This is a genomic window from Alistipes sp. AF14-19 (assembly GCF_003461645.1).
Lineage (GTDB): Bacteria > Bacteroidota > Bacteroidia > Bacteroidales > Rikenellaceae > Alistipes > Alistipes shahii.
Map to the genome: position 1 here is coordinate 82,856 of NZ_QTXM01000005.1, position 26,101 is coordinate 108,956.

Annotated in this window: 27 protein-coding genes; 17 read left to right on the forward strand and 10 right to left on the reverse strand. The window is 61.5% G+C overall.

All coding sequences use genetic code 11. The features are described from left to right. Positions 1-3: 3 nt before the first annotated feature. The 3 genes from DWW03_RS06390 to DWW03_RS06400 form a co-directional block, all read right to left on the reverse strand. Positions 4-537, reverse strand: a complete 534-nt coding sequence (locus DWW03_RS06390) for a GNAT family N-acetyltransferase (protein WP_022061215.1) — start codon at positions 535-537, stop codon at positions 4-6. A 94-nt stretch (positions 538-631) separates the two neighbouring features. After that, positions 632-1,432 (reverse strand): diadenylate cyclase CdaA, encoded by an 801-nt coding sequence (gene cdaA / locus DWW03_RS06395; protein ID WP_015545876.1) that lies wholly within the window; start codon positions 1,430-1,432, stop codon positions 632-634. A gap of 195 nt (positions 1,433-1,627) precedes the next feature. Then, positions 1,628-2,215: an OmpH family outer membrane protein gene (locus DWW03_RS06400; RefSeq protein WP_015545877.1), complete on the reverse strand. Its 588-nt coding sequence runs from the start codon at positions 2,213-2,215 to the stop codon at positions 1,628-1,630. 99 nt (positions 2,216-2,314) lie between these two features. Between DWW03_RS06400 and ruvA the strand changes: the two genes are divergently transcribed. From ruvA to DWW03_RS06435, 7 genes are all read left to right on the forward strand, one after another. Then, positions 2,315-2,896, forward strand: coding sequence for a Holliday junction branch migration protein RuvA (gene ruvA, locus DWW03_RS06405; protein ID WP_015545878.1), 582 nt, complete (start codon positions 2,315-2,317; stop codon positions 2,894-2,896). A gap of 155 nt (positions 2,897-3,051) precedes the next feature. After that, a complete protein-coding gene (locus tag DWW03_RS16570; protein ID WP_022061217.1) occupies positions 3,052-3,201 on the forward strand; it encodes a hypothetical protein in 150 nt (49 codons plus the stop codon). A 108-nt stretch (positions 3,202-3,309) separates the two neighbouring features. Then, the gene (locus DWW03_RS06410) at positions 3,310-3,912 is read left to right on the forward strand and encodes a hypothetical protein (protein ID WP_118406543.1); all 603 of its coding nucleotides are present in this window, start codon (positions 3,310-3,312) and stop codon (positions 3,910-3,912) included. Positions 3,913-3,948: 36 nt separating this feature from the next. Continuing rightward, a complete protein-coding gene (locus DWW03_RS06415) occupies positions 3,949-5,526 on the forward strand; it encodes an FKBP-type peptidyl-prolyl cis-trans isomerase (RefSeq protein ID WP_118406512.1) in 1,578 nt (525 codons plus the stop codon). A gap of 203 nt (positions 5,527-5,729) precedes the next feature. Beyond that, positions 5,730-5,969: a hypothetical protein gene (locus DWW03_RS06420; RefSeq protein ID WP_015545881.1), complete on the forward strand. Its 240-nt coding sequence runs from the start codon at positions 5,730-5,732 to the stop codon at positions 5,967-5,969. A 1,309-nt stretch (positions 5,970-7,278) separates the two neighbouring features. Continuing rightward, on the forward strand, positions 7,279-9,201 hold the full coding sequence (gene dnaK / locus DWW03_RS06430) for a molecular chaperone DnaK (protein WP_118406514.1): 1,923 nt from the start codon (positions 7,279-7,281) through the stop codon (positions 9,199-9,201). A gap of 124 nt (positions 9,202-9,325) precedes the next feature. After that, positions 9,326-9,646 carry a DMT family transporter gene (locus DWW03_RS06435; protein ID WP_015545882.1) on the forward strand — a complete coding sequence of 107 codons (321 nt, stop codon included), beginning with the start codon at positions 9,326-9,328 and terminating at the stop codon, positions 9,644-9,646. Here the strand turns inward: DWW03_RS06435 and DWW03_RS06440 are convergent. Further along, positions 9,643-10,521: a DMT family transporter gene (locus tag DWW03_RS06440; protein WP_022061361.1), complete on the reverse strand. Its 879-nt coding sequence runs from the start codon at positions 10,519-10,521 to the stop codon at positions 9,643-9,645. The genes DWW03_RS06435 and DWW03_RS06440 overlap by 4 nt on opposite strands. A gap of 147 nt (positions 10,522-10,668) precedes the next feature. Between DWW03_RS06440 and secDF the strand changes: the two genes are divergently transcribed. From secDF to DWW03_RS06490, 10 genes are all read left to right on the forward strand, one after another. Next, positions 10,669-13,698, forward strand: coding sequence for a protein translocase subunit SecDF (gene secDF, locus DWW03_RS06445; protein ID WP_118406515.1), 3,030 nt, complete (start codon positions 10,669-10,671; stop codon positions 13,696-13,698). 210 nt (positions 13,699-13,908) lie between these two features. Beyond that, complete coding sequence (locus DWW03_RS06450; RefSeq protein ID WP_044054649.1) at positions 13,909-14,304, forward strand: hypothetical protein; 396 nt, start codon at positions 13,909-13,911, stop codon at positions 14,302-14,304. After that, positions 14,301-14,894 (forward strand): dephospho-CoA kinase, encoded by a 594-nt coding sequence (gene coaE / locus DWW03_RS06455; RefSeq protein ID WP_015545885.1) that lies wholly within the window; start codon positions 14,301-14,303, stop codon positions 14,892-14,894. The genes DWW03_RS06450 and coaE overlap by 4 nt, the downstream gene beginning before the upstream one ends. 19 nt (positions 14,895-14,913) lie before the next feature. After that, positions 14,914-15,699 carry a dihydropteroate synthase gene (gene folP / locus DWW03_RS06460; protein ID WP_118406544.1) on the forward strand — a complete coding sequence of 262 codons (786 nt, stop codon included), beginning with the start codon at positions 14,914-14,916 and terminating at the stop codon, positions 15,697-15,699. Continuing rightward, on the forward strand, positions 15,696-16,364 hold the full coding sequence (locus DWW03_RS06465) for an ABC transporter ATP-binding protein (protein ID WP_118406516.1): 669 nt from the start codon (positions 15,696-15,698) through the stop codon (positions 16,362-16,364). The genes folP and DWW03_RS06465 overlap by 4 nt, the downstream gene beginning before the upstream one ends. Before the next feature lies 1 nt (position 16,365). After that, entirely contained in the window at positions 16,366-17,352 is a 987-nt protein-coding gene (locus DWW03_RS06470) for a S8 family serine peptidase (protein WP_118406517.1), read from the forward strand. After that, the gene (locus DWW03_RS06475) at positions 17,349-18,125 is read left to right on the forward strand and encodes a TIGR02757 family protein (RefSeq protein ID WP_118406518.1); all 777 of its coding nucleotides are present in this window, start codon (positions 17,349-17,351) and stop codon (positions 18,123-18,125) included. Before DWW03_RS06470 ends, DWW03_RS06475 begins: the two co-directional genes overlap by 4 nt. 74 nt (positions 18,126-18,199) lie before the next feature. Beyond that, entirely contained in the window at positions 18,200-18,916 is a 717-nt protein-coding gene (locus DWW03_RS06480) for a tRNA1(Val) (adenine(37)-N6)-methyltransferase (RefSeq protein WP_118406519.1), read from the forward strand. 52 nt (positions 18,917-18,968) lie between these two features. Next, complete coding sequence (locus tag DWW03_RS06485; protein ID WP_118406520.1) at positions 18,969-19,862, forward strand: DUF4831 family protein; 894 nt, start codon at positions 18,969-18,971, stop codon at positions 19,860-19,862. Between the two features lie 7 nt (positions 19,863-19,869). After that, complete coding sequence (locus DWW03_RS06490) at positions 19,870-20,526, forward strand: DNA alkylation repair protein (protein ID WP_118406521.1); 657 nt, start codon at positions 19,870-19,872, stop codon at positions 20,524-20,526. Here DWW03_RS06490 and DWW03_RS06495 read toward each other — a convergent pair. From DWW03_RS06495 to rseP, 6 genes are all read right to left on the reverse strand, one after another. After that, positions 20,523-20,855: a thioredoxin family protein gene (locus DWW03_RS06495; RefSeq protein ID WP_015545893.1), complete on the reverse strand. Its 333-nt coding sequence runs from the start codon at positions 20,853-20,855 to the stop codon at positions 20,523-20,525. The genes DWW03_RS06490 and DWW03_RS06495 overlap by 4 nt on opposite strands. 9 nt (positions 20,856-20,864) lie before the next feature. After that, positions 20,865-21,833, reverse strand: a complete 969-nt coding sequence (locus DWW03_RS06500; protein ID WP_118406522.1) for an NAD-dependent epimerase/dehydratase family protein — start codon at positions 21,831-21,833, stop codon at positions 20,865-20,867. A 269-nt stretch (positions 21,834-22,102) separates the two neighbouring features. Beyond that, on the reverse strand, positions 22,103-23,470 hold the full coding sequence (radA, locus tag DWW03_RS06505) for a DNA repair protein RadA (RefSeq protein ID WP_015545895.1): 1,368 nt from the start codon (positions 23,468-23,470) through the stop codon (positions 22,103-22,105). An 8-nt stretch (positions 23,471-23,478) separates the two neighbouring features. Beyond that, the gene (locus tag DWW03_RS06510) at positions 23,479-24,129 is read right to left on the reverse strand and encodes a hypothetical protein (RefSeq protein WP_118406523.1); all 651 of its coding nucleotides are present in this window, start codon (positions 24,127-24,129) and stop codon (positions 23,479-23,481) included. Continuing rightward, positions 24,126-24,767 carry a lactate utilization protein gene (locus DWW03_RS06515; protein WP_015545897.1) on the reverse strand — a complete coding sequence of 214 codons (642 nt, stop codon included), beginning with the start codon at positions 24,765-24,767 and terminating at the stop codon, positions 24,126-24,128. The genes DWW03_RS06510 and DWW03_RS06515 overlap by 4 nt, the downstream gene beginning before the upstream one ends. Positions 24,768-24,778: 11 nt before the next feature. Further along, complete coding sequence (gene rseP, locus DWW03_RS06520; protein ID WP_022061601.1) at positions 24,779-26,092, reverse strand: RIP metalloprotease RseP; 1,314 nt, start codon at positions 26,090-26,092, stop codon at positions 24,779-24,781. Positions 26,093-26,101: the final 9 nt, after the last annotated feature.

A 26,101-nucleotide genomic window follows, 5' to 3' on the forward strand; every position in this document is an offset into this window, starting at 1 on the left:
TTTTCATTGTTCGGTCCGGATGCGATAGAGGGCGTGCCTGCGCAGGGGATGCCCCTCGGGCAGGGCGGGGTGGTCGAACTCTCCGACGCACGTCATGCCGAGCTTCTGCATCACGCGCCGGGAACGCCCGTTTCCGACGAACGTGAAGGCGACCAGTTCCGGAATGCCGAGTTTCGCGGCGTGTGCGATGCATGCCCGGGCCGCCTCAGTGGCGTAACCCTGGCCCCAGGCGTCGTGCCGCAGCCGCCAGAGTATCTCGACCTGGCCCTCCAGCCCGCCGGAGAACGTCACGCGGTGCAGTCCGGTGAATCCCAGCAGCTCTCCGTCCGAAAGACGTTCGACGGCATACGGACCGAATCCTTCGGTCGAAAACTCGTCGCGGATGCGGTCGAGCAGGTCGGCCGACTCTTCGGCGGTGAGCGTCGCGGGGAAATACTCCATGACCCGCTCGTCGGCGTTCATGGCGGCGAAAGCCGGCTGGTCTTCCTCCCGCCATGCGCGCAGTGCGAGGCGGGCCGTTCGGGACGGGTAAAGCATACTTGCTTATTTTGGGTGTTCGGGGAGTGTTGCGGAAGCGCGGAACGGAATGGCCGGTCCGGAAACCTTCTGCCGCCCCTGAATCCGGTGCCGCTTATTCGGCGACCTCCTTTTTCGAGCGTTTGCGCGTGTTGATCGTCAGGTAGCGTTGCAGGGTCTGCTGCAACCGCACGGGGTCGATGTTCAGGCGGATTTCGCCGCCCTGTGCGATCGAGATGTCGCCCGTCTCCTCCGAGACGACGACGATGATGGCGTCCGAAATCTCGCTCATGCCGATCGCCGCGCGGTGCCGCGTGCCGAACGACTTGGGCACGTCGCTCTGCGTCACCGGGAGGATGCACTTGGCCGCCACGATCCGGTCGCCCTCGATCAGCGCCGCGCCGTCGTGCAGCGGGGCGTTCTTGAAGAAGATGTTCTTGATCAGCGACGTCGACACCTTGGCGTCGAGGGCGATGCCGCCTTCGGCGATCAGCCGCAGGTCGCTCTGCTGACCGATGACGATGAGCGCCCCGGTCTTCGTCTCGGACATCTCGCGGCAGGCCGTGACGATCGGCACGACGTTGGTCTGCACGGTGTCCTCGCCCGTCGAGAAGATGCGGGTGATGAAGTTGAAATGTTTCTGGCGCATGCCGATCATCTGCAGGAAGCGCCGCAGTTCGGGCTGGAAGACGATGATCAGCGCGATGGCTCCCACCGAGATCAGCTGTCCGAGGATCGTCGACAGCAGCTCCATGTTCAGCGCCCGGACGACCACCCACAGCAGGTAGACGGCAATGATTCCCGAGAGAATGTACGGCGCATTGGTTCCCTTGGTCATGCGGTAAATCCAGTACATGATCACGGCCACCAGAATGATGTCTATCAGGTCGACGAATGTGAACGGAACGAATCCCATCGTGTATCAGAAAATTTATCAGGTTTCAGTTATCGCACAAAGATACGAAAAAGTTGGGCCGCTGCAAAACCGGACCGCATGCGATTCGGCAAAACGCCGCGACTTTCCGACAGTGTCGTTACGACGCCCAAGATATAAAAAATACCGACTTCCGCCGTGCGGGGAAGCCGGTTTTTTTGTTTTTCGCGGGCGGGGCTACTTCTTCTCGGCCTTTTTGTCGGCGGCATACAGCTCGTTGACCTTCGCCAGCACGGCGGGGGTGATGTTGAGCGTCGTGTCCGCGTCGATCAGCGCCGAGGCGTTGAGGATCAGTTTGTACTTCTTGCCGCTGTTGATCTCCTGCACGGCGCGGTGCAGCAGGTCCTGGGCGCGGTTGGTGAACACGTAGTTCTCCTCGTCGAGCGTCTGGGCCTCCTTCTGGGCGTTGCTCTGGTAGGAGGCCACCTTCTTCTGGATGCTCTCCTGCTGTGCCTGCGCGTCGCGCGAGGTGATCAGTCCCTTTTCGTACTTCTGCTGCAACTGGGCGGCTTCGGCCTGGAGGTTCTGTTCGCGCTGCGCCCAGCTCTTCTGCGCCTTCTCGGTCTTCTCCTGAAGCGCTACGCCTTCGTTCTTGTAGAGGTCGCACTGGGCCAGCACGGCTTCGACCTGAACGTATGCGATGTCGCTCGAAACAACCTGCTGCGCCGCCGCCTCGGCCGCAACTTCGGCCTGCCCGGTGGTCTTCGTGCCGCAGGCCGCGAGGACGAGAGCCGCAGCCAGCGCCGGAAAGAGAGTTTTTTTCATATCGTTTTTTGGTTTGTTTAGTTAATTATTCAGCATTTGAGACACAAAGGTAAAAAAAAATCTTTACTTTTGCCCAACCCGCAGCAAAATTTGAAACACATGTACGAATACATCAAGGGCACAGTCGCCGAAGTGGCTCCCGCTTACGCAGTTATCGACGTCGGCGGGGTGGGCTACTACCTCCATATTTCGCTCGAAACCTACTCCGCGATCGAACACGAGACCGAGACCCGGCTCTACGTCCATTACGTCGTGCGCGAGGATGCGCAGCTGCTCTACGGCTTCTCGACCAAGGCCGAGCGCGAGTTGTTCCGCCTGCTGATCAGCGTTTCGGGCGTGGGCGGCAACACGGCGCGTATGATCCTTTCGACTTATTCGCCGCGCGAGTTGCAGGGAATCATCACGGCGGGCAACGCCGTGCTGCTGAAAAACGTCAAGGGGCTGGGCCTCAAGACGGCGCAGAAGATCATCGTCGAGTTGAGCGGCAAGCTCATGGCGCCGGGCGCCGACGACGGAGGGGCGCAGCCCGGGGCGGGCGGGAGCTTCGACGAGGCCCTTGCGGCGCTGTCCATGCTGGGCTTCGCCCGCGCCCCGGCCGAGAAGGTTCTGCGGGGCGTTCTGCGCGAATCTCCCGCGGCTCCGGTCGAGGAGCTGATCCGAATGGCGTTGAAAAAACTCTGAATCCGCCATTCCGGAAGTGCGGATATGCCGCATGTGTGGTCGGAAACCGTAAACTTTTGGAAAATAGGTCTGAAAGTCTCCCGGCATTTTGTTTTGGATCTATTTTGTCTTATATTTGCGTCGCCTAACAAAACGCCTCATTTTAATTCGCCTCTATGGAAGACATTCCGCTTGGATTCATTTTGATTCTGTTCGGCTTCTTTGTCGCGGCTATTGTGCTGACAGCCATCGTTATCGTGTGGAAGCAGCGCAGGTTGCAGCGGCTTAAGGACCCGCACAAGGACTATTACCGGAAAAAGGGATAGCCGGTTTTTCTGATCTTTTCAAGTACGCCCGCATGCAAAGCGGGCGATTTTTTACGTTTCTTGTTCGTAAATCGGATTGTTTTTGTAAATTTGCACGATTATATGCCGATGAAACGAATATTCGCCACATTGATTTTCGCCCTGCCCCTGCTGTTCTGCGGTTGCTCGGAGGAGGAGGACATCCTTCCCGAACAGCGCCAGAAGATCGTCTCGTATCTTGAGAGGACGCACTCCCCGGCGCTGATCCCGGAGTCGCAGGTCGAGACCGGGAGCCAGCAGCGGTTCTACACCATGTCGGGCAGCACGGTTTACCGGTATATCGACAATTTCTACCGGGACGGGCGGAGCGAGCTTCCGGAGGTCACCGCCGCCGCGAAAGCGACCATCACCTTCCGGGCCTACGTCTTCGCCTTCTCGAACATCACCGATTCGACCTTTCCGTTCTACTCGAACGATCCCGCCTTGCAGCAGGCCTACGAGGACATGGGGCTGACGCCCGGAGCGTGGTCGTTCGAACCGCTGACGCTCGATATGCGCGGCGACATACTAAACGGGCTGCGGCATGCGTTACTTGGTTGTCGCGAAGGCGACGTCGTCGAAGCCTACATGACCTACAATATGGCTTACGGGGACAAATATGTGAGCACGATTCCGAGAGAAAGCCCCGTCGCGTGGTTTTTCACGGTCGAAAGCGTGGAGTACGACGAATAGACAGAACACCGAATTTATAGAATTGTATAACAAGATATGAAGTTGATCACCCGTTTTCTCTACCTCTCGGCAGCCGGCATCATGCTGCTGACATCCTGCGCCAAGGAGCAGACCGAGTCGTATGACAAATTCGAGAACCAGGCCCTTGAGGCGTGGATGACGCAGAACCGCCGGGAGCTGCTGAAAAATTACCAGCCCGAAGGCGGCTATTACGTCGAAATCCTCGCTGCCGGGAATCCCGACGCCAAGCCGGTGAACGACACTGCCTGCTGGGTGAAGTTCGACTTCTCGGGCCGCGATTTGAGCGGCAACATCGTGCTTACGCGCCGTGCCAATGAAGCCCGCCAGCTCGGCACGTTCACCAAATACACCCACTACGTTCCCTTCTACCGCTACTGCGGCACGGAGAATACGAGCCTGATGGAGGGCACTTTCCTGGCCATGCGCAATACGCTGCACCTCGATCCGGACTATGCCGCCGGCAAGGGAGTCGATCCCGAGTTCCTGCTGCGCGAAGGCTCCAGGGTGCGGCTCTACCTTCCCTCGCGCATCGTCGGCAACGGCGTGGAGGGCGACGGCGGCTACGAGGGGCAGTTCGACTTGAGCGCCAAGCGTCCGCTCATCGTCGATATGGAGATCTGCGATACGGTGAAGAACCCGCTGGAGGCCGAAGGCTCCTTGGTGGACGCCTTCTGCGAGGCCAACGGCGGAATGGTGATGTTCACCAAGGACGGCGAGGACGATTCGGAGAAACGCCCGACCGATCCCGAGGATGCGAAACATCCCTACAACCGTGCCGAGCGGTGGGTGAGCGCCTGCGATACCGTGGCGCAGCTCTATGTCGACGTGCGCTACGACCCGGCCAAGGAACTTGCCGGCGACAGGTTCACCTTCTCGTTTCCCGTCGGCAGCGAACGCAACGAGCCGTATAACGTCGGGTTCGAACCCTACAACGGCTCCGATCTGGAGAAGAAGATCGCCGAGGCGCTCGTGAAGCGTTTCCACGGCGAGGGCGACGACTACGAAGCCTACAAGGGCGTTGCGGACCTCGACGCCGATTCGGTCGGCATGGAAGGTACGGCCAAGATCTGGTATATCGGCCGTTTCCTCGACGGGTTCATCTTCGACACGAACATCGACGAGGTGAAGCAGATCATCTACGGCGAGGTGCGCAAAACCGGTTCGGCGCACTCGTACGACGTGCAGAATCCCGATCTGATAACCGCGTTCTATTACATCGTCCCGCATCTGAAATACGGGCAGTGGGCGACGCTGGTCACCACGTCGACCAATGCCTACGGCACGACGGGCAAGAGCGGCGGTTCGAGTACGTCGACCTCCTCGAACGGCTACACGTCGAGCTATTACGATTACCTGAACTACCTGAACTATTCGCAGATGTATTACGGCAATAACGGCTATTACGGCGGTTATTACAACGATTACTACGGCTACGGCGGTCTGGGCAACTACGGCTATTACGGCGGTTATTACGGGGGCTACGGCGGCAATTACGATTCGGGCGAGACCGTAACCACGACCGAGGTCTATACCGACATTCCGTCCTTCTCGCCGCTGATTTTCCAGATCTACATCGAGCCTGACGGCGAATGATCCGCTTTTCCGGCGGTGTGGAATGCACCGTGAAATCTGAAAAGTCCCCGCTTCGGCGGGGGCTTTTGTTTTGGAACAGGGGACTTTCGCTTCTTTTCTTTCGCGTTGCATTTTTATTACACTTTTTCAGGCAGAAATTTTGCAGTTCCGTAAAATTGTATTAATTTAGTTGTGTAGAACCATCAACCAAAAATTCAACGGATATGATTATCACATTTAACGAGTTGCGCCGTATCAAGGACCGGTTGCCCAGCGGCAGCTCGCAGCGCATTGCAGATGAGTTAGGAATCGACGTAGACACTGTCCGCAATTACTTCGGCGGTAAGCACGAATCGAAGGAGTGCGTCGGCGTGCACTTCGAACCGGGACCGGACGGGGGTGTCGTTACGTTGGACGATACGACGATTCTCGATGTTGCAATGCGCATCTTGAGCGAGCAGTAACGGAGTTATAGCGATTTGTCCGGCATCCGCCGGAAGAAGGGCCTGCGTTTTGCAGGCCTTTTTGTTTGTGCTTTTGTCACCGAGAGTACATGAAACATTCCGCGGTCCTCGCCCGCGGGGTATCGCTGCCTTTTGGTGGCAAAGATCTTCGCAGTCCGGCGACGGCGGGTCCTTTTAGTCTTTTCGTTCGCCCCAGCCCTTGGGAGCGTCCGCTTGAGCGGCGCGGGTTGTTTGCAGCCCGGCAACCTGCGGGTTTTTTGCTGCCGTTGCGTTCTCCCCAGCCCCCCCCCTTGGGGGCGATCGTAGGCTTCTGTGCTTTCTGCTTGTCCCGGACGCATCCTTCCCGCCGCGGAACGCGGCGAACGATTCCGGCCCGATGCCGTAGCCGTGAAACGAAGGCCCGGCTAAAAGTGGCAAGAAACGGGGCCGGGGCGCGTGCGCCCCCGCGAATAGGCCCCCGTTTCGAACGTTAGCCGGGACGAAGTAGGCGGAGGCATCTGCCGGGGAGTTTTTGGGTACCTTTTTGCGGAAAAAAGGTACAAAACACCCGCGACATCGTCGCGGCTTTCTCTGTACTTTTGATGGCAAAAGTACCAAAACCATCCGCATGTCGCTTTTCGCGGGAACAACCTCCGGCCCGCGTTGAGCGGGCGCAGTAAGATCAAGCCTTTACAGCCTCCCGCTCCGGGCACGCGGGCTGTCGGTTGTTCTTCTTCCGCTCCAAGCGATAATGCGGCGGTTGAAACCCGCTTCCAGGGGCGATCGTAGGCTTCTGTGCTTTCTGCTTGTCCCGGACGCATCCTTCCCGCCGCGGGACGCGGCGAACGACTCCGGCCCGATGCCGGAGCCGTGAAACGAAGGCCCGGCTAAAAGTGGCAAGAAACGGGGCCGGGGCGCGTGCGCCCCCCCGAATAGGCGCCCGGTTCGAACGTTAGCCGGGACGAAGTAGGCGGAGGCATCTGCCGGGGAGTTTTTGGTACTTTTTGCGGTCAAAAAGTACATAAGTTTCCGCGGGCGGAGACCGCGGTTAACCGCTGACCAAAAAGCGGCAAAAAACGCAAGTCGCCGGACTGCGAACACCCCCGAGTGCGCCGCGCCCCTCAAAAACCGCTTTTCAGGCGGGTGACAAAATGCCGTGCGCCATGACGTTGCACGGCATTTTTCTGCCATCGGGCTGACAATTTGGCAGGGATTGCCGATCGGCACGACCTTTGTTCGGTTCGAGGGCGTAACCGGCGGCCGGAGTCGGAAAAAGCCCGGACCGGCGGATACGCAACCGAAAAATAAACAATTAAAACATATTACTATTATGGCAAAGATTATCGGTATTGATTTAGGAACCACGAACTCCTGCGTGGCAGTGATGGAGGGCAACGAGCCTGTTGTAATCCCCAACTCCGAGGGACACCGCACGACCCCTTCGGTCGTGGCTTTCACGGCCGACGGCGAGCGTAAGGTCGGCGACCCCGCGAAGCGTCAGGCGATCACCAACCCCAAGCGCACGGTCTTCTCGATCAAGCGTTTCATGGGTGAGACCTACGACAAGGTTTCGGCCGACATCGCGCGCGCTCCCTATGCCATCGTCAAGGGCGACAACAACACCCCGCGCGTGGACATCGACGGACGTCAGTACACCCCGCAGGAGATTTCGGCCATCATCCTCCAGAAGATGAAGAAGACGGCCGAGGATTACCTGGGCCAGGAGGTTTCGGAGGCCGTGATCACGGTTCCGGCCTACTTCTCCGACTCGCAGCGTCAGGCTACGAAGGAGGCGGGCGAGATCGCCGGTCTGAAGGTCCGCCGCATCATCAACGAGCCGACGGCCGCCGCATTGGCCTACGGCCTCGACAAGAAGTCCAGCGACCAGAAGATCGCCGTGTACGACCTGGGCGGCGGAACGTTCGATATTTCGATCCTCGAACTGGGCGACGGCGTTTTCGAGGTGAAGTCCACCAACGGCGATACGCACCTCGGAGGCGATGACTTCGACCACGTGCTGATCGACTACATGGCCGAGTCGTTCAAGGCCGAGCACCAGATCGACCTGCGTCAGGACCCGATGGCCTTGCAGCGTCTGAAGGAGGCCGCCGAGAAGGCGAAGATCGAACTGTCGTCCTCGACCACCACGGAGATCAACCTGCCGTATATCATGCCTGTCAACGGCATTCCGCAGCACCTGGTGATGACGCTCACGCGCGCCAAGTTCGAGCAGCTGTGCGACCACCTGATCCGCAAGACCATCGAGCCTTGCAAGCTGGCGCTTCGTGACGCGGGTCTGGACGCCTCGCAGATCAGCGAGGTGATCCTCGTGGGCGGTTCGACGCGTATTCCCGCGATCCAGAAGATCGTCGAGGAGTTCTTCGGCAAGACCCCGAACCGTTCGGTCAACCCCGACGAGGTCGTGGCCATCGGCGCCGCCATTCAGGGCGGTGTGCTCACGGGCGAGGTGAAGGACGTGCTGCTGCTCGACGTTACGCCGCTGTCGCTGGGTATCGAGACCCTGGGCGGTGTGATGACCAAACTCATCGACGCCAACACGACGATCCCGACGCGCAAGTCGGAGACCTTCTCGACGGCTGCCGACAACCAGCCTTCGGTGGAGATCAACGTCTGCCAGGGCGAGCGTCCGCTGGCCCGCGACAACAAGTCGATCGGCCGCTTCCACCTCGACGGCATTCCCGCCGCACCGCGCGGCGTTCCGCAGATCGAGGTTACGTTCGACATCGACGCCAACGGCATCCTGAACGTTTCGGCCAAGGACAAGGGCACGGGCAAGGAGCAGAAGATCCGCATCGAGGCCTCCTCGGGCCTTACCGAGCAGGAGATCCAGCGCATGCGCGACGAGGCCAAGGCCAACGAGGAGAAGGACAAGGCCGAGAAGGAGCGCATCGACAAGATCAACGCCGCCGACTCGAACATCTTCACCACCGAGAAGCAGCTCAAGGAGTACGGCGAGAAACTTCCCGCCGACAAGAAGGCCGCCATCGAGACGGCGCTCGGCAAGCTGAAGGAGGCGCACAAGAACGCCGACGTGGCCGCCATCGACACGGCGATGGCCGAGCTTAACGCCGCATGGCAGGCCGCTTCGCAGGACATCTACGCGCAGCAGCAGGCACAGCAGGGCGCACAGCCCGGAGCCGATGCCGGTCAGCAGTCGCAGTCGAACGCCGGCGGCCAGCAGGGCGGCGGCGACGGGCAGCCCGAGGATGTGGAGTTCGAAGAGGTGAAGTAGGGCTTCGCCAATTAAAAATTAAGAATTAATTCGACGCGAAAGGGCGCGATTCCTGCGGGAGTCGCGCTCTTTATTTTGCCCGGGATGTAAAATTTGCTATCTTCGTCCGTAAAAATCGTTTCCGATGGCTTGGCTGTATCTGATTCTGGCAGGACTTTTCGAGATGGGGTGGCCGCTGGGGTTCAAACTTGCGAACCTCTGCCCGCGTTACCATTTTCTTTTTCTGGCCCTTTCGGTCGTGTCTATGGGCGTGAGCGGCTGGCTGCTCTACGTGGCCCAGAGGACGATCCCGATGGGTACGGCCTACATGATCTGGACCGGTATCGGGGGCGTGGGAACCGTGGTCCTCGGCATCGTTTTCTTCCACGACGCCGTGACCTTCTGGCGGATGTTCTTCCTGTCGCTGGTCTTCGTCGGCATCGTCGGCCTGAAGATGGTGCATTAGGCCCGCTCCGCCCGCCACATTCCGTAGAGGATCAGCGCCGCTCCGGCCAAAGCGGCGAGGGTGATCCGCTCGCCGATGCAGAGTGCCGCCGCGACGATCGTCACCAGCGGGTTGAAATAGATGTAGTTGGTTGTCCTGACGGCTCCCAGACGATGCATCGCGGCGTTCCAGAGCACGTAGCAGAGCATCGAGGCCACGACGCCCAGAAAGAGCAGGTTGCCCCACACGACGGGCCGCGACAGCACCTCCCAGTCCGCGCCGAAAGGCCGGAACGCAAAGACCGGGAGGATCGTCACGAGTCCGTAGAAAAAGACTTTCCGGGTGATGAAGATAGCGGGGTAGCGGCCTCCGAGGCGTTTGATCACCAGCGAATAAACCATCCATAGCATCGCCGCCGAGAGCGCCAGCATGTCGCCCCGCGGCGAGAGGCGGAGCACGAAATGCCCGTTGAGTACCACGAGCACCATCCCCGCGAATGCCAGCGTCGAGCCTGCGATCTGCCGCCGCGACATCCGCTCGCCGCGATAGAAGAGGCTCATCACCACGGCGGTCCACACGGGCGCCGTGCAGACGATCAGCGAAACGTTCGAGGCCGGGGCGTACTCCAGAGCCATGTTTTCGGTAAGGAAATAGAGCGACCCTCCGCTCAGCCCCGCGGCCGCCAGCAGCAGTTCGTCGCGCAGGTTCGCGGCCCACATGCGTCCGCGGGCGAAGGGCAGGATGCAGACGTATGCCATCGCGAACCGGAGCAGGAAAATTTCCGCCGGAGTCAGCGAGTTGGCGATCAGGACCTTCGTCGAAACGAACGTCGCGCCCCATACGGTCACCGTGAACAACGCCGCGAGGTGGTATTTGTATTCCGTGTATTTTATCATACGGCTCCAAAAATACGGATTTTTTTGCGCCGGCGCACTACTTTTCACCTTTCACCTTTCACTTTTCACTTTATTTTTCTATCTTTGCGTGCTATTGTGCGTAATGACAATAATTACAACAAATAACAATAACTATTTTTCACTCAAATGCAAAGTAAAGGTTTTATTAAACTCATTGCGGTCCTGCTGGCTCTCGCGTGTGTTTATCAGCTCTCGTTTACGTTCAAGACGCGTGGCGTAGAGAAGCAGGCGGCCGCTTATGCCGCGCAGTTCCCCCTCGACCAGCAGGGCGAGGCCGAACAGCATTACCTCGATTCGGTGCAGAACCTGCCGGTTTACAACCTGGGCTTCCGCAAGTTCACCTACAAGGAGTGTAAGGAGAAGGAGCTGAACCTGGGTCTGGACCTCAAGGGCGGTATGAACGTCATGCTGGAGGTGCAGGTCGAGGATGTCGTGAAGGCTTTGGCCGGCGACAGCCAGAACGACCCGGCTTTCATCGAGGCGATCGGCGTGGCCAACGAGGCGATGAAGCAAGGCTCTTCGACCGACTATATTTCCGACTTCGTGAAGGCGTATTCGCGCCTTTCGAACGGCCGTCCCATCGCCGAGCTTTTCGTAAGCCCCGACCGCAAGGACATCACGCTCGAAAGCTCGGACGCCGACGTCGAGAAGATCCTCAAGAAGGAGACCGAGGCTGCCATCGGCGCATCGTTCAACGTGCTTCGCAGCCGTATCGACCACTTCGGCGTTACGCAGCCCAACATCCTGCGCCTCCCGAACTCGCACCGCATTCTGGTCGAGCTTCCGGGCGTGAAGGAGCCGCAGCGCGTCCGCGACCTGTTGCAGGGAACCGCTTCGCTGGAGTTCTGGACCACCTACGACGCCAATGAGATCTTCCCCGCGCTTTCCGCTGCCGACAAACTCATCAAGGCCGAACTGGCGCAGGCTCCCGCCGCTGCGCCCGAGACCGCTGCCGCCGAGGCTGCCGTTGCCGCCGGGACTCCCGCCGTCGAGGCCGAGGGCCTGATCGCCGAGGTCGGCGCCGCCGATTCGACCGCCACGGCCGAGACCGCCGTTCAGGAAGGCAACTTCGACCACTCGCAGAACCCGCTCTTTGCAGTCCTCAATCCCCGCTTCGCAGGCGGCGCCTCCATCGGAGCCGCTTACAAGGCCGACATGGCAGCCGTCAACGAGTACCTCGCCCAGCCGGCCGTCCGCGAGCTGTTCCCCGCCGACATCATGTTCAAGTGGGGCGTCAAGGGCGACGACAAGATCGACGGTCGTTTCTACCTCTACGCCATCAAGGTTTCTACGCCCGACGGCAAGGCTCCGCTCGACGGTTCGGTCGTTACGGAAGCCACCGAGCAGTACGCCCAGCGCGGCGCCACGGCCGAGGTTTCGATGACCATGAACGCCGAAGGTACGCAGGAGTGGTCGCGCATGACGGGCGAAAATATCGGCAAGTGCATCGCCATCGTTCTCGACGGCTACGTCTATTCGGCTCCCCGCGTCAACTCGAAGATCGACAAGGGACAGTCGCAGATCACCGGCGATTTCACCATCCAGGAGGCCAAGGACCTGGCCAACGTGCTCAATTCGGGTAAGGTTCCCGCTCCGGCCAAGATCATCCAGGATACGGTCGTAGGTCCTTCGCTGGGCCAGGAGTCGATCAACGCCGGTATGATCTCGTTCGTGATCGCCTTCATCCTCGTGCTGCTCTACATGGGTCTGTTCTACAAGACGGCGGGCTGGATGTCCGACGTCGCGCTGCTCACGAACGTCTTCCTGCTGATGGGCGTTTTGGTGTCGTTCGGCGCCGTGCTGACCCTTCCGGGTATCGCGGGTATCGTGCTGACGATGGGTATGGCCGTCGATGCGAACGTGATCATCTACGAACGTATCAAGGAGGAGCTTCGCGGCGGCAAGGGTCTTTCGCTGGCCATCAAGGACGGTTTCTCGAAGGCCTATTCGGCCATCATCGACGGTAACCTGACGACGATCATCACGGGTATCGTGCTGTTCATCTTCGGCAACGGTCCGGTTCAGGGCTTCGCCACGACGCTGATCATCGGTATCATCACCTCGTTCTTCTGCGCCATCTTCATCACGCGCCTGCTGATCGAGTGGATCGTCGGCAAATGGGGTCACATCACCTTCTCGCGCCGCTGGTCGGAGAACTTCCTCAATAACACGCGCGTCGACTTCATCGCCAAGCGCAAACTGGCTTACGGCATCGCCGTTGCCCTGATGGTTCTGTCGTGCGTTTCGTTCTTCGCCCGCGGTCTGAACCTCGGCGCCGAGTTCACGGGCGGCCGCGCTTACGTGATCCGTTTCGACAAGCCCGTTTCGGCTGAAGAGGTTCGTCAGAATGTGGAGAAGGCTTTCTCGCAGTTCGCCGATGCCGACGCTTCGTCGATCAGTTCCGAGGTGAAGCAGTACGGCAAGGAGAACCAGATGCGCATCGTGACCCAGTATCGCTACGACGACACGTCGGACGAGGCTACCTCGGAGGTCGAGCAGATCATCTACGACGCTCTGAAACCGCTCTACTCGTATGACATCACCTTCGAGCAGTTCCGCAATACGCAGACCGACGCCAACGGTATCCTGACGGCCGACAAGATCGGTCCCTCGATCGCCAAGGACATGACGTGGAACGCCATCTATTCGGTGCTCTTCTCGCTCATCGCCATCGGTCTCTATATTACGTTCCGCTTCAAGCGCTGGCAGTGGGCTTCGGGCGCCACGGCGGCCCTGGCCTTCAACGCCCTGCTGATCATCGGCATCTTCTCGATGTTCTACGGTCTGCTGCCCTTCAACCTCGAGGTCAACCAGGCGTTCATCGCCGCGATCCTGACGATCATCGGCTATGCCATCAACGACACGGTGGTCGTCTTCGACCGAATCCGCGAGTACCTGGGTCTCTACCCGAAGCGCAACCTGAAGGAGACCGTGAACAACGCCATCAACTCGACGCTGTCGCGTACGATCAACACCTCGGGCACGACGCTCGTGACGCTGCTGGCCATCTTCTTCTTCGGCGGCGAGACGATCCGCGGCTTCATCTTCGCGCTGATCATCGGCGTGGTCGTAGGTACGGCCGCCACGATCTTCCTCGCGACGCCGATCGCTTACGATCTGATGACGAAGCGCGCCAAGACCGACGTGGAGAAGTAATGGATAGACTCCCGATCCGACAAAAACGGACCGCACCGAGAGGTGCGGTCCGTTTTTTCAAATAAATTTGGCATTGCGGCCGGCTTGCACTATCTTTGCGGGCAAGCAGACGCCCGCTTGGGCAGGCTGCGGCTCGGCAATGTGCAAAATAAATTTGATATTGCCCCGCCTTGCACTATCTTTGTCATACGGATATTATAGGTTCCCATGATGGAAAATTGGTTGAAATGGATGCACCGCTACGTGTCGCCGGTTTTTCTGGCGCTGCTCGTCGCGTCGTTCATCCTTTGGTATATCGCGAAATTGAGCTATACGTACACCACCGAGCAGACCGTGAGGGTGAGTGTCGACGGACAGCCTTTCGAGGTTACCTGCGTGGTCGAGGGCGTCGGTACGAACCTTTTCGGCTACCGGGTCTACATGAACAAGACGCTGCGCATTCCGCTTGCGGAACTCAAGACGAAGCGTTCGTATGAGGAGGGGCACGAGGGTAAACTCATCATCGACCCCCAGTCGCTGCAAAACGCCCTTGCGCCGCGGTTCAGCGACATCAAGATCATTTCCATCGGGGACATTCCCGAAATCGACGTTCCCCGTAACCCATGATGAAGGTCGGAATCACAGGCGGCATCGGCAGCGGCAAAAGCACCGTTTGCCGTCTTTTCGCGCGTTTGGGCGTCGCGGTCTATGACTCCGATGCCGGGGCCAAACGGCTGATGACGGAGGATGCGGAGCTGCGCCGGCGCATCACGGACCGTTTCGGGGCCGAAGCCTATGCGGACGGGACCTTGAACCGTACCTACCTTGCCGGGCGGGTCTTCTCCGAGGCGCAGGCCCTCGCCGACCTGAACGCCATCGTCCACCCGGCCGTCCGGGCCGATTTCGCGGCGTGGGCCGAACAGCAGGAGGGCGACTACGTGATCCTCGAAAGCGCCCTTCTTTTCGATGCGGGGTTCGATGCCTGCGTCGACCGCACGGTTGCCGTCCTCGCCCCCGAGGCGCTGCGCATCGAACGCACCTGCCGCCGCGACGGGCGCACACCCGGGGAGGTCCGCCTCCGTATCGCCGCCCAGACGGACGACGATACGTTGAGCGCGAAGGCCGACTACACCCTTGTCAACATCCTCGAATCCGACCTTGAACCCGCTGTCGCGGAATTGCACCGAATTTTCAGCCATGAAGCCCATGAACATTGATTTTTCCTCGCCGCAGGTGATGGCGATTCTTAACGTCACCCCCGATTCTTTCTATGCCGGCAGCCGCACTCCGGAGGCCGAATCCGTCGAGCGCCGCGTCCGCGAAGCCGTGTCCGAAGGGGCGCAGCTGATCGACGTCGGGGGCTACTCCTCGCGTCCCGGGGCCGACGAAGTCCCCGCCGACGAGGAGTGGCGTCGCGTCCGGCTGGGCGTCGGGACCGTGCGTCGGCTGGCGCCCGGCATGACCGTCTCGGTCGACACGTTCCGCAGCGAAGTCGCGGCGAAGGCTGTCGAAACGTTCGGGCCGCTCGTCGTCAACGACATTTCGGCCGGGGAACTCGACCCTGCGATGCTCTCCGTCGTTGCGGACTGCGGCGTACCCTACATCGCCATGCACATGAAGGGCGATCCGAAAACCATGCAGTCGCAGACCGACTACCGGCGCGACATCGTCACCGAGGTCGTCGGCTATTTCCGCCGCCGCACCGACGAGATGCTCGCCGCGGGCATCCGGCGTGAAAACATCATCCTCGACCCCGGCTTCGGCTTCGCCAAGACCACGGAGCAGAACTACGAATTGCTCGCGGGTCTGCACCGCCTCTGCGCGCTGGGTTACCCGGTGCTGGCGGGGCTTTCGCGCAAGTCGATGATCTATAAGGTCCTCGACGCCACTCCAGCCGAATCGCTCGCCGGAACCGTTGCCCTGGGCTGGGAGTGCCTGCGCCAGGGTGCGGCGATACTCCGCGTCCATGACGTGCGGGAAGCTGTGGACACGGTCAAACTGTTCAATATGTTCCGCCAATGATACGGGCTACCGACATACACAAGAGTTTCGGCACGCTGGAGGTGCTGAAAGGCGTTTCGCTCGACGTGGCGCAGGGCGAGGTGGTCTCCATCGTGGGGGCCAGCGGCGCTGGCAAGACCACGCTTTTGCAGATCATCGGCACGCTGTCGCGTCCCGACGGCGGGCGCGTGGAGATCGACGGCCGCGATGTCTCGGCCTTGGGCGATCGGGCCTTGTCGCAGTTCCGCAACGAGCGCATCGGCTTCGTGTTCCAGTTCCACCACCTGCTTGCGGAGTTCACGGCTTTCGAGAACGTCTGCATTCCGGGGCTGATCGGCCGGCGTCCGCGCGTCGATGTCGAACGCCGTGCCGCCGAACTGCTCGACATGATGGGCCTCGCGGCGCGGCGCGACCACAAGCCCGGACAGCTTTCGGGCGGCGAGCAGCAGCGCGTGGCCATCGCCCGTGCGCTGGTCAATTCGCCCGCCGTGTTGCTGGCCGACGAACCCTCGGGCAACCTCGACTCGCACAACCGCGACGAGATCCATCGCCTGTTCTTCGACCTGCGCGAACGGCTCGGCCAGACCGTCGTGATCGTCACCCACGACGAAAACCTCGCCGCAATGGCCGACCGGAAGATCACCATGTCCGACGGTCTGATCCTCGGCTGCGAAACGGTCCGGTAACATGAAAAAACTGCTTTGGCTGCTTCTTCCGGCTCTTGCCGCCTACGGTGCGTGGGACCTCGTGCGCGAGGTGCGCGGGGCGTGGACCTCGGACTACTCCCGGACCTATTCGCGCGCCGTGGGGCAGACGATGTCCCGGGCGTTCGATTCGCTGAACCTCTCCGGACGGGGCGTCCGCATCGGGGTGCTGGACGCGGGTTTCGGGGGCTTCCGCACCGACCGCTGGACGCGGGGGCTGCACGTCGCCGCCTGGCGCGATTTCACGGGCGGCGACGAGACGGCATTCTTCGACGACGCCACAGACCACGGCACAAGGGTCTGCACCAACCTCGGAGGCCGTTCGGGCGATACGATCCGCGGGCTGGCATGGGGTGCGGAGTATTATCTTGCGAAAACCGACCGTGCCGAAGTGGAGCCTCGCGCCGAGGAGCGGCAGCTGATCCGCGGCATCGAGTGGCTCCTGGCGCATGACGTCGACGTGATCTCCTCGTCGTTGGGCTATACGACGTTCGACGATTTCAGCGGCTATACGCCCGCGATGCTCGACGGCTGCACCTCGACGCTCTCGCGCTACCTCGACAGCCTGCTCACGGCGCGCCCCGGACTCGTTTTCGTGCAGAGCGCCGGCAACGAGGGCGACAAGGCGTGGCGCAATGTCTCCTTTCCGGCCGATGTCCGGCAGGTCATCACGGTCGGTTCGTGCGATTCCGACGGTGTTTCCCGCTCCCGCTCCAGTGGTGTCGGACGCGAAGATGTCGGCTATGTGAAGCCCGATTTCGTCGCCGGAGCCTCGCCGTTGGGAACTTCGTTTTCGACGCCGGTTATCGCGGGGCTTTGCGCCTGCCTGCTCGAATACCGTCCTATGGAACGCGGCGAACTCATCGGACTGCTGCACGCTTCCGGCACGCGGGCCGCAGCTCCCGGCTGCGAACTGGGTTACGGCATCCCGCAAACCGATGTCTTGCTCCGAATGCTCCGCACGCCATGACGAACACCGATCTGAAGGAGCTGCTCGACGCGCTCCACGACAAATACAACAGCCCCGACTTCATCGCCGACGATCCGATTTCGGTACCGCACCGCTATACGGACCGCGCCGACCGCGAGATCGCGGGATTTTTCTCCGCGACCATCGCCTGGGGCAACCGTAAGGCCATTGTCCGCAGTGGCCACCGCATGATGCACTTCATGGACGACGCTCCGGCGGATTTCGTGCGCAACGCCTCGCAGCGCGAACTGGCGCTGCTTTCGTCCTACGTCCACCGCACGTTCAACGGCGGGGACCTGCGCGATTTCGTGCTGGCCCTGCGGCGTATGGAGGAGCGTCACGGCGGCATCGGGAATTTCTTCGAGACGCGCTATGAGGCCGCGCAGAGCATGCCCGCCGTGCTGGCCGACTTCCGGCGCGAGTTTTTCGCCGGGGAGCACGCTCCGCGCTGCGAGAAGCATGTTTCGTCCGTCGAGCGCGGCGCGGCCTGCAAGCGGCTGTGCATGTATCTGCGGTGGATGGTGCGCCGCGACGACCGGGGTGTCGATTTCGGTCTGTGGCGGCGTATCCCGATGTCGGCCCTCTACCTGCCGCTGGACGTCCATGTCGGCGAGACGGCGCGTGCGCTGGGACTGCTTGGCCGCCGCCAGAACGACTGGCGGGCCGTCGAGGAGTTGACGGACGCCCTGCGCGCATTCGATGCGGAGGATCCTGCGCGGTACGATTTCTCACTGTTCGGCGCAGGCATGGACGGCTATTTGAATGAACAATGAATAATACTCATAAATCCCGCTTCTTAAGCGGGTTTCGGTTTAAACAATTCACGGTCCGTCAGGACCGCTGCCCGATGAAGGTCGGGACCGACGGCGTTCTGCTGGGTGCATGGGCCGCGGTGCGGCCGCAGGACCGGCGGATGCTCGACATCGGCACGGGCACGGGGCTGATCGCCCTGATGCTGGCCCAGCGCGCCCTGGAGGCGCATGTCACGGGCGTCGACATCGACGATGTCGGGCAGGCCCGCGAGAACGCCGCCGCTTCGCCCTGGAGCGGCAGGGTGGCGTTCGCTCAATGCCCCGTGCAGGAGTTCGAGACCCCGGAGCCGTTCGATCTGATCGTCTCCAACCCGCCGTTTTTCGTCGACTCGCTCACCTGCCCCGACGGGGGACGCACCGCGGCCCGCCATGCCGTGCACCTGCCGTTCGGCGACCTGCGCGACGCCGTCCTCCGCCTGCTGGCTCCCGGAGGCCGGTTTGCCGTCATCCTTCCCACGGCCGAAGCGGAGCGTTTCCTCGCGGTCTGTGCCGGGCGACTGGCCCTCGTGCGCCGCACCGACGTGCGCACCACGCCCCGCCGCCCGGCCAAACGGGCGCTGATGGAGTTCGTCCGCGCCGACCGCCCCGCCGCCCCTCCCGCCGATTGTTCCGCCGACCGCCCCGCCGACCCTCCCGCCGATTGTTCCGCCGCCGTGCCCGAGGTCTCGGAACTGGTCGTCGGCACGGGAGAGCACGAATGCTACACGCCCGAATACCGCGCCCTGACCCGTGATTTTTACCTGAAATTTTGACGGCACGCGAAAATAAGCTACATTTGTGAAACCGCAATAAAATTTTCGGACCATGAAATTCAGACTTTTGGCATTTGCCCTGCTGCTTTCGGGCGGCGTCTCGGCCCAGAACCCATACATCTCCCTTCAGGGCGCGAACGAAACCGCCGGCGGCCTTACCGTCGCCCAGCCGCGCACGATCCTTGCCGTCGACGTCACCGTCGAACACGACGTCACCTTGAGCGGACCCTATGCGCGTTATGCGCAGAAATACCTCGGGGTGCGCGCTCCGCTCACCGACAAGACCGTGTGGAGCGTCACCGGGGCGCAGATCGCCCTGCTCGACGGCGACACCTACCTCAATGCCGCGGCTCCGGCTCCGGCCTCGACCCGCGTGCTGTCGCACACCGCCTCCGAAAACGAGTTCGCGCGCTTGCAGCCGGACAAGACTGACATGACGACGCCCGCGCTGGAGGACGCCGCGCGCACCGCCGCCGCGCAAATCTTCTCGCTGCGCCGCCACCGCATCGAGCTGGTCACGGGCGAAGCGGGCGAGAACGTCTTCGGCGAGGGCCTGAAGGCCGCGCTGGAGGAGATCGACCGTCTGGAGCAGAGCTATCTGGAGCTGTTCCTCGGCAAGCGGATCGTCTCGACCGAGACCCGCCGCTACGTGGTCTGCCCGCAGGCCGACAAGAAACAGTATATCGTCTGCCGCTTCAGCCCTGCGGCCGGACTGCTTCCCGACACGGACCTTTCGGGCGACATCGTGCTGTTGCAGATCGAACCTTCGGGCGTCGCGAAGAGCGACCTCGAGGCCGGTCCGAAGGAGACGCAGGTCGTGGCGTGCCGCGTGGCCGATCCCTCGACCTGCATCGTCGTCTCGGGAGGCCGCGAGTATGCCCGCGCCGTGCTTCCTGTTTTCGAATTCGGCCGTACGATCAACGTCGCCCTGCCGCGCCGCAAATAATCTTCCGATGGATTTCACCTCCCGCATGGCGGCGCTGCTCGGGGCATTCCGCCGCGAGCGCAACGGCGCTGTTGCCGATTCGATGCGCTTCTACGGCGCACCCTGCGGCCTGAATTACGGCGTGAGCCTGCCGACGCTCCGCACGCTGGCGCGTGCCGAGGCCGCCGATCACGATTTCGCCAAATACCTCTGGCGGCAGGATGTCCGCTGCCTGCGCCTTGCCGCGCTGCACATCGCCGATCCGGCGCGCCTTACGCCCGGGGAGTTCGCCTTCTGGGGCGACGGGCTTCTCAATTCTGAAATCGCCGCGGAGGCCGCCTTCGCGCTGTTGAGCCGCATCGGGGCGTTCCCCGAACTGTTCGCGGCGTGGATTGCGCCCGATGCCGGGTGGCTGCGGCAGTATGCGGCCCTGATGGCCGCGGCCCGCGTTCCGCATCCTTCTCCGGCGTGGGCCGTTCCGGCTGCGGCCGTCGTGCACGGGGCCGCTGCGGCCAGCATCCCGGAAGCGCACCTGCTGGCTCATGGCGCCGTGGCGCTGTTCACGGCCCTCGGGACGCGAAACGAAGAGAACCGGCAGGCGGTTCTCCGCGCGGCCGGCTCTCTGGGTCAGCTCCCTGCCGAAGCCTGCGTCCACGAGGAGCTGGCCTGGCGACTGGAGGTTTAGGGCTGCATCACCTGTTCGCGCTTTTCGAGTTCGTTCAGCACGTTGATCAGGTGTTCGTACCCCACGCGGCCGCTCTCGCGCCACAATACCTCTCCGCGGCAGAAAAACATCAGTGTCGGGACCGACATGATGTTGTAGCGCCGTATGATTTCACGCATCGAGGGGTCGTCGATGTCCGCTTTGTAGACGTCGACGCGGCCGTTCATCCGCTCCCGAAACTTGTCGATGGCCGGCATCATCATCCGGCACGGCCCGCACCAGGTGGCGAAGAAGTCTACGAACGTCAGCGCGTCCCGCCAGATGATCTTGTCAAAGTCCGTCATGGTCATATCTTCCGATCAGTTTATTTCCACCCACGATATTCCCGCATAGTTCTTCTCCGCAAGTTCCTTTTCGACGTAGCTGATCGTGCGCCGCAGGCCTTCGATGAGCGGTGTGCGGGGCGCCCAGTCCAGTTCGCGCCGTGTCGCCGAGATGTCGGGCGTGCGGCGGCGTATGTCGTCGATGCGCGCTTCGGCGTGGACGATGTGCGAGCTGCTGCCCGTCAGGGCGATGATCTTCTCGGCCAGCGAGCGGATCGTCACCTCGTGACTGCTGCCGAAATTGGCCGTGCGCGTCGTCTCGGCCGGCGGGGCCTCCATCAGCCGCACCAGTCCGTCGACCACGTCTTCCACCCAGCAGAAGGTCCGCAGCTGCTCGCCGCTGCCGTTGATCGGAATGTCGCGGTTCTGCAACGCCGCCACGATCATCTTCATCACCTCGCGCTGGTCCATCAGGTCGGCGCCGCTGCCGTAGGTGTTGAAGATGCGCGCGATGCGTGCGTCGACCCCGAATTCATACTGGTAGGCGCGGTGCAGGGCCTCCCCGGCCCGTTTGCCTTCGGCGAGGGTGCGGTGTGTCGGACAACCGTCCGCCGCCTCGACCGAGGTGTCGCGGTATCCCGTGCCGTAGATGTCTCCGGTGGATGCGTAGAGGATGCGTGCGTGCTCCGAACGGGCCGTGTCGAGGGCGTTTATCGACCCCAGTATGCTGACCTTGAGCGACTCGACGGGCAGCGCCTTGTTGTAGCGCACGCGCGAGGGCGCCGCGAGGTTGTAAATCTCGTCGCAGCGGATGCCGAATGCGTTGACGATGTTGTGGCGGACGTACCGGAATTCCGGGTGCGGCGGCATGTCGCGCAGCAGCGGCGAATCGGCGGTGTCGCGTATGTCCACGCAGAAGACTTCGTGCCCGTCGTTCAACAGACGCAGGCACAGGTGGGAGCCGATGAATCCCACGCCGCCCAGTACGACTATTCTCTTTTGCATTTTCTTCCCTTTTACCGGGGAAAAAGCAAAATCCATTCCATACCGGCGGCAATCCGGCCGGAAGCCCATGCGAGGTCGGAAGATTCGCTCTCCGGAACTTCTGTCGCGTTTTCAGGCGGCAGCTCGCGGTGGTCCGCTCGAAGGGCTGTTACGAGCGGCTCCGCAGGGCGGAGCTGCGGCCTGCCGATTCACCCGAGGCGAATCGAAAATCTTCCGGCCGCGACTGCCAGAAGCCGCTCCTTTCCTTATCTGTTGTTTTTGATGTCGGCCTATTCTGTGAAAAGCGCCTTCGGGAGCTGGTCGACGCTGTTTATCGGGACTACCTCGATGCCTTTGGGACGCTTGCCGCCTTTGGCCAGATAGCCCGACACGATGATGCGCCTGAATCCGAGCCTTGCGGCCTCGCTGATGCGCTGTTCGGTGCGGGGCGCGGGGCGCACTTCGCCCGACAGGCCTATTTCGCCGGCGCAGCAGACCCCCTCGGCCACGGGACGGTCGTAGTAGGACGAGATCACCGCCGCCACGACCGCGAGGTCCAGCCCCGGGTCCGCGACCTTGAATCCGCCCGCGAAATTCAGGAAAACGTCTTTCTGGAACATCTTCATCCCCACGCGCTTCTCCAGCACGGCCAGCAGCATGTTCATGCGCCGTGCGTCGTATCCGGTCGTCGAACGCTGGGGCGTGCCGTACGCCGCACCGCTCACCAGCGCCTGCACCTCGATCAGGTAGGGCCTCACGCCGTCGGCCGATGCCCCCACGGCGATGCCGCTCAACGGCTCCTCATAGTGCGTCAGCAGGATTTCCGACGGATTGTCAACCCCCCGCAGTCCGGCGTCGAGCATCTCGAAGACCCCGATTTCGAACGTCGCTCCGAACCGGTTCTTGATACCCCGCAGGATGCGGTAGATGTTGTTGCTGTCGCCCTCGAACTGCAACACCACGTCGACGATGTGTTCGAGTATCTTGGGACCGGCTATCGAGCCGTCCTTGGTGATGTGGCCGATGATGAAGATCGACGTTCCGGTCGATTTGGCGTATTTCAGAAGCGTCGCCGCGCATTCGCGGATCTGCGACACGCTTCCCGCCGACGAGTCCAGGAGGTCGGTGTAAATCGTCTGTATCGAGTCGATCACCACCAGGTCGGGACGGTGCTCGGCGATCTGCGCCACGATGTTTTCCAGCAGCGTTTCGGGATAGATCAGGCACTCGTCGTTGCCGATGCCGATGCGCGCGGCGCGCATCTTGATCTGCTCGGCCGACTCCTCGCCCGAGACGTAGAGGGTTTTCAGTCCGTTCGCCGCCAGCGCGATTTGCAGCGAGAGGGTCGATTTGCCGATTCCCGGCTCGCCGCCCACGAGGACCAGCGACCCCGGGACCATCCCGCCGCCCAACACGCGGTTTACCTCGGCGTTTCCCAGATCGAGGCGGACGTGCTCGCTTTCGCGGATGTCCCTCACGCGCTGAGGCTTCGCCGCGGGCAGGGGACCCGCCGCGACCGCCGGGACCGAACCGCTCTCGCGGGCGATGATCTCCTCGGCGAACGTGTTCCATTCGCCGCACGAGGGGCAGCGTCCCAGCCATTTCGGGGCTTCGAACCCGCAGTTTTTGCAGAAAAATGCCTTTTTGACCTTTGCCATACGTCCTCCTATTTTGCGTTTGCCGAGGTGTACTCCCGGCGCACGGCCTTCGTGATTCCGGCTTCGGGGTAGAGAGCTTGGTACTCTTCGGTCAGGTCGACCGTCAGGAGGGTCTTGCTCGTGCCGTCCTCGGCCTTGTAGGCCGAGACGACGCAGGTGTACTTCATCGCCGGTTCCGGACAGTAGACGAGGATGTCGGTTGCGCCCGGGTCCTTGAAGAAGACGCCCCGCACCCGGTCCGCCTCCGCCGTCTGTCTGATCCGGAGGCGCCCGCCGTTGTATTTGGTGAATTCCAGCACGTAGCTTCCGCCCGCCTTCACGGGAGCCGCCGCTTCGATCTCCTCCCTGATCCGTTCGACCACGGGGTCCGTTTCGTTTTCCCCAGCCTTCGTCTCCGGTTCCGTGGGATCGGTGGGGTTCGTGGGGTCTGTTGGGTCTGTTGGGTCTGTTGGGTCTGTTGGGTCTGTTGGGTCTGTTGGATCGGTGGGATCAGTGGGGTCGGTGGGATCGGTTGGGCCCGGTTCGGGGTCCGGAAGGGTGATTTCGGCCTCGACGCGCACGACGGGATAAACCGCCGTGTAAAATGCGTCGGAATCGTCTCCGCAGGCGGCTGCCAGCAACAGCAGGCAGGTCGTGCCGTATTTCAGTTGTTTCATCATAATCCGGAATCTTCGTCGATCAGTATTACCAACACCCGTTTGTCGGGCCAGCATCGCAGCATTTCCATCCGGGTGTTGCAGATGCGGTCCTGCGAGTTGCAGTCCGCGCAGACGCCCGTTTTGGCGCAGGGGGTGCGGAATCCGGGGTGTCGCGCTACGTTCTGCGGGGCGGCGATCCGGCGGATGCGCTCCTCGGCCTCGTCGCGGTCGGCCACGATCTTGTTGCGTCCCGCCACGATGATCACCTTTCGGGGACCGAATGCCACCGGTGCGATGCGGTTGCCCACCTTGTCCAGCCAGTGCAGTGTTCCCTGCTCCGTCACGGCGTTCACGCCCGTGATGAAAAGGTCCGACAACAGCGCGCGGCGGCGGATTTCCAGCCGCTCCTCGTAGGGCTTCGAGGCGTCGAATCCGTCGAGCAGCGTCAGCCGCCCGTTGCTCCGCAGCCACTCGACGATGCCCGTTCCGCGCATCGTCATGGAGTCGCCGAACGACACGAGTTGCGGGTTTTCGGCCTCCACGACGGCCTTCATCAGGGCGAAGGCCGCTTCGGCGTCCTTCACCACCTCGGCCTCGAAACGGTGTCTCCGCAGCGCCGCGGCGCAGGCTTCCGTTTTTTCCGCAGTTCGGTTTGTCATCGGCTCCGCATTTATTTGATAAAGAACCGGTAAATGTCGTTGCCGTTGGCGTAGAGCAGCAGGAACAGAATGATGATCAGTCCGACATACTGCGCCGCTTCGAGCACCTTGTCGCTCACCTTGCGGCCCGAGATCATCTCCCAGAAAGTGAAGATCGCGTGCCCGCCGTCGAGTCCCGGGATCGGCAGAATGTTCATCACCGCGAGGATGATCGACAGGAAGGCGGTCTTCATCCAGAAGTCCTGCCAGTCCCACGTGGAGGGGAAGATGCTGCCGATGGAGATGAATCCGCCCAGCTCCTCGTACATCTTGGTTTTGGGCTGCACGATCATCTTCAGCTGGTCCCAGTAGGAGGAGATCACCTTGCCCGTCCTTTGAATACCGGCCGGAATCGCCTCCAGGAACGTATATTTCTGCGTGCGCAGCGCGAGGCCCTTGCGGATGACTCCGAGCGTGCCGTTCTCCGAGACGGGCGCTTTGAATTCAAAGAGCATGTCCCCTTCCCGCAGGACTGTCAGCAGCACCGAATCTCCGGCGTGCGCCTTCAGGTATTGGCCGTAGCCCGCAAAGTCGAGACCCGAAACGTTGTCGATGGCTACGATCTCGTCTCCCTTCCGCAACTGTGCGACGGTCGGGTTTACGACGCTGTCGATCAGAAAGGGGATGCGGGGCAGGAGAAAATTTTCGTATCCCTTCTGCTGGCGCATCGAGATCAGCTCGTCGAGCGGGAGGATCAGTTCCACCTGCCGTCCGTTGCGTTCGACCACGACGCTGCGGTCGCTTTCGGTGATGATCAGCGAGTTTACGACCTTGTTGATGTCGTCCGCCTCTTCGCCGTCGATGCTCACCAGCCGGTCTCCGTCGTGGAATCCGAGTTTGTGCCCGGCCTCGTTGAAGTTGTAGCCCCACTTGGCGTCGGCGTTCGAGAAATAGGTGTCGCCCCACGTGTAGCAGATGCCGATGTAGATGGCCACGGCCAGCACGACGTTCATCACCACGCCGGCGATCATCACCAGAAAACGCTGCCAGGCGGGTTTGGCGCGGAACTCGTCCTGTTTGACGGGCTGTTTCATCTGTTCCGTGTCCATCGACTCGTCGATCATGCCGGCGATCTTGACATATCCGCCCAGCGGCAGCCATCCCAGACCGTACTCGGTGTTTCCGCGTTTGAATTTGAACAGCGAGAACCATGGGTCGAAGAAGATGTAGAATTTCTCGACGCGGATTTTGAACACCCGCGCCATGATGAAGTGACCCATCTCGTGAATGCCTATCAGGATGGTGAAACAGAGGAAGAACTGAATGATTTTTACAAGAATGTCCACAAGCTTTAA

What these genes read in the sequence shown, in the direction of transcription:
- DWW03_RS06390 (WP_022061215.1), bottom strand. Translation starts at nt 537, where the DNA reads ATGCTTTACCCGTCCCGAACGGCCCGCCTCGCACTGCGCGCATGGCGG.
- cdaA (WP_015545876.1), bottom strand. Translation starts at nt 1,432, where the DNA reads ATGGGATTCGTTCCGTTCACATTCGTCGACCTGATAGACATCATTCTG.
- DWW03_RS06400 (WP_015545877.1), bottom strand. Translation starts at nt 2,215, where the DNA reads ATGAAAAAAACTCTCTTTCCGGCGCTGGCTGCGGCTCTCGTCCTCGCG.
- ruvA (WP_015545878.1), top strand. Translation starts at nt 2,315, where the DNA reads ATGTACGAATACATCAAGGGCACAGTCGCCGAAGTGGCTCCCGCTTAC.
- DWW03_RS16570 (WP_022061217.1), top strand. Translation starts at nt 3,052, where the DNA reads ATGGAAGACATTCCGCTTGGATTCATTTTGATTCTGTTCGGCTTCTTT.
- DWW03_RS06410 (WP_118406543.1), top strand. Translation starts at nt 3,310, where the DNA reads ATGAAACGAATATTCGCCACATTGATTTTCGCCCTGCCCCTGCTGTTC.
- DWW03_RS06415 (WP_118406512.1), top strand. Translation starts at nt 3,949, where the DNA reads ATGAAGTTGATCACCCGTTTTCTCTACCTCTCGGCAGCCGGCATCATG.
- DWW03_RS06420 (WP_015545881.1), top strand. Translation starts at nt 5,730, where the DNA reads ATGATTATCACATTTAACGAGTTGCGCCGTATCAAGGACCGGTTGCCC.
- dnaK (WP_118406514.1), top strand. Translation starts at nt 7,279, where the DNA reads ATGGCAAAGATTATCGGTATTGATTTAGGAACCACGAACTCCTGCGTG.
- DWW03_RS06435 (WP_015545882.1), top strand. Translation starts at nt 9,326, where the DNA reads ATGGCTTGGCTGTATCTGATTCTGGCAGGACTTTTCGAGATGGGGTGG.
- DWW03_RS06440 (WP_022061361.1), bottom strand. Translation starts at nt 10,521, where the DNA reads ATGATAAAATACACGGAATACAAATACCACCTCGCGGCGTTGTTCACG.
- secDF (WP_118406515.1), top strand. Translation starts at nt 10,669, where the DNA reads ATGCAAAGTAAAGGTTTTATTAAACTCATTGCGGTCCTGCTGGCTCTC.
- DWW03_RS06450 (WP_044054649.1), top strand. Translation starts at nt 13,909, where the DNA reads ATGGAAAATTGGTTGAAATGGATGCACCGCTACGTGTCGCCGGTTTTT.
- coaE (WP_015545885.1), top strand. Translation starts at nt 14,301, where the DNA reads ATGATGAAGGTCGGAATCACAGGCGGCATCGGCAGCGGCAAAAGCACC.
- folP (WP_118406544.1), top strand. Translation starts at nt 14,914, where the DNA reads ATGGCGATTCTTAACGTCACCCCCGATTCTTTCTATGCCGGCAGCCGC.
- DWW03_RS06465 (WP_118406516.1), top strand. Translation starts at nt 15,696, where the DNA reads ATGATACGGGCTACCGACATACACAAGAGTTTCGGCACGCTGGAGGTG.
- DWW03_RS06470 (WP_118406517.1), top strand. Translation starts at nt 16,366, where the DNA reads ATGAAAAAACTGCTTTGGCTGCTTCTTCCGGCTCTTGCCGCCTACGGT.
- DWW03_RS06475 (WP_118406518.1), top strand. Translation starts at nt 17,349, where the DNA reads ATGACGAACACCGATCTGAAGGAGCTGCTCGACGCGCTCCACGACAAA.
- DWW03_RS06480 (WP_118406519.1), top strand. Translation starts at nt 18,200, where the DNA reads ATGAAGGTCGGGACCGACGGCGTTCTGCTGGGTGCATGGGCCGCGGTG.
- DWW03_RS06485 (WP_118406520.1), top strand. Translation starts at nt 18,969, where the DNA reads ATGAAATTCAGACTTTTGGCATTTGCCCTGCTGCTTTCGGGCGGCGTC.
- DWW03_RS06490 (WP_118406521.1), top strand. Translation starts at nt 19,870, where the DNA reads ATGGATTTCACCTCCCGCATGGCGGCGCTGCTCGGGGCATTCCGCCGC.
- DWW03_RS06495 (WP_015545893.1), bottom strand. Translation starts at nt 20,855, where the DNA reads ATGACCATGACGGACTTTGACAAGATCATCTGGCGGGACGCGCTGACG.
- DWW03_RS06500 (WP_118406522.1), bottom strand. Translation starts at nt 21,833, where the DNA reads ATGCAAAAGAGAATAGTCGTACTGGGCGGCGTGGGATTCATCGGCTCC.
- radA (WP_015545895.1), bottom strand. Translation starts at nt 23,470, where the DNA reads ATGGCAAAGGTCAAAAAGGCATTTTTCTGCAAAAACTGCGGGTTCGAA.
- DWW03_RS06510 (WP_118406523.1), bottom strand. Translation starts at nt 24,129, where the DNA reads ATGATGAAACAACTGAAATACGGCACGACCTGCCTGCTGTTGCTGGCA.
- DWW03_RS06515 (WP_015545897.1), bottom strand. Translation starts at nt 24,767, where the DNA reads ATGACAAACCGAACTGCGGAAAAAACGGAAGCCTGCGCCGCGGCGCTG.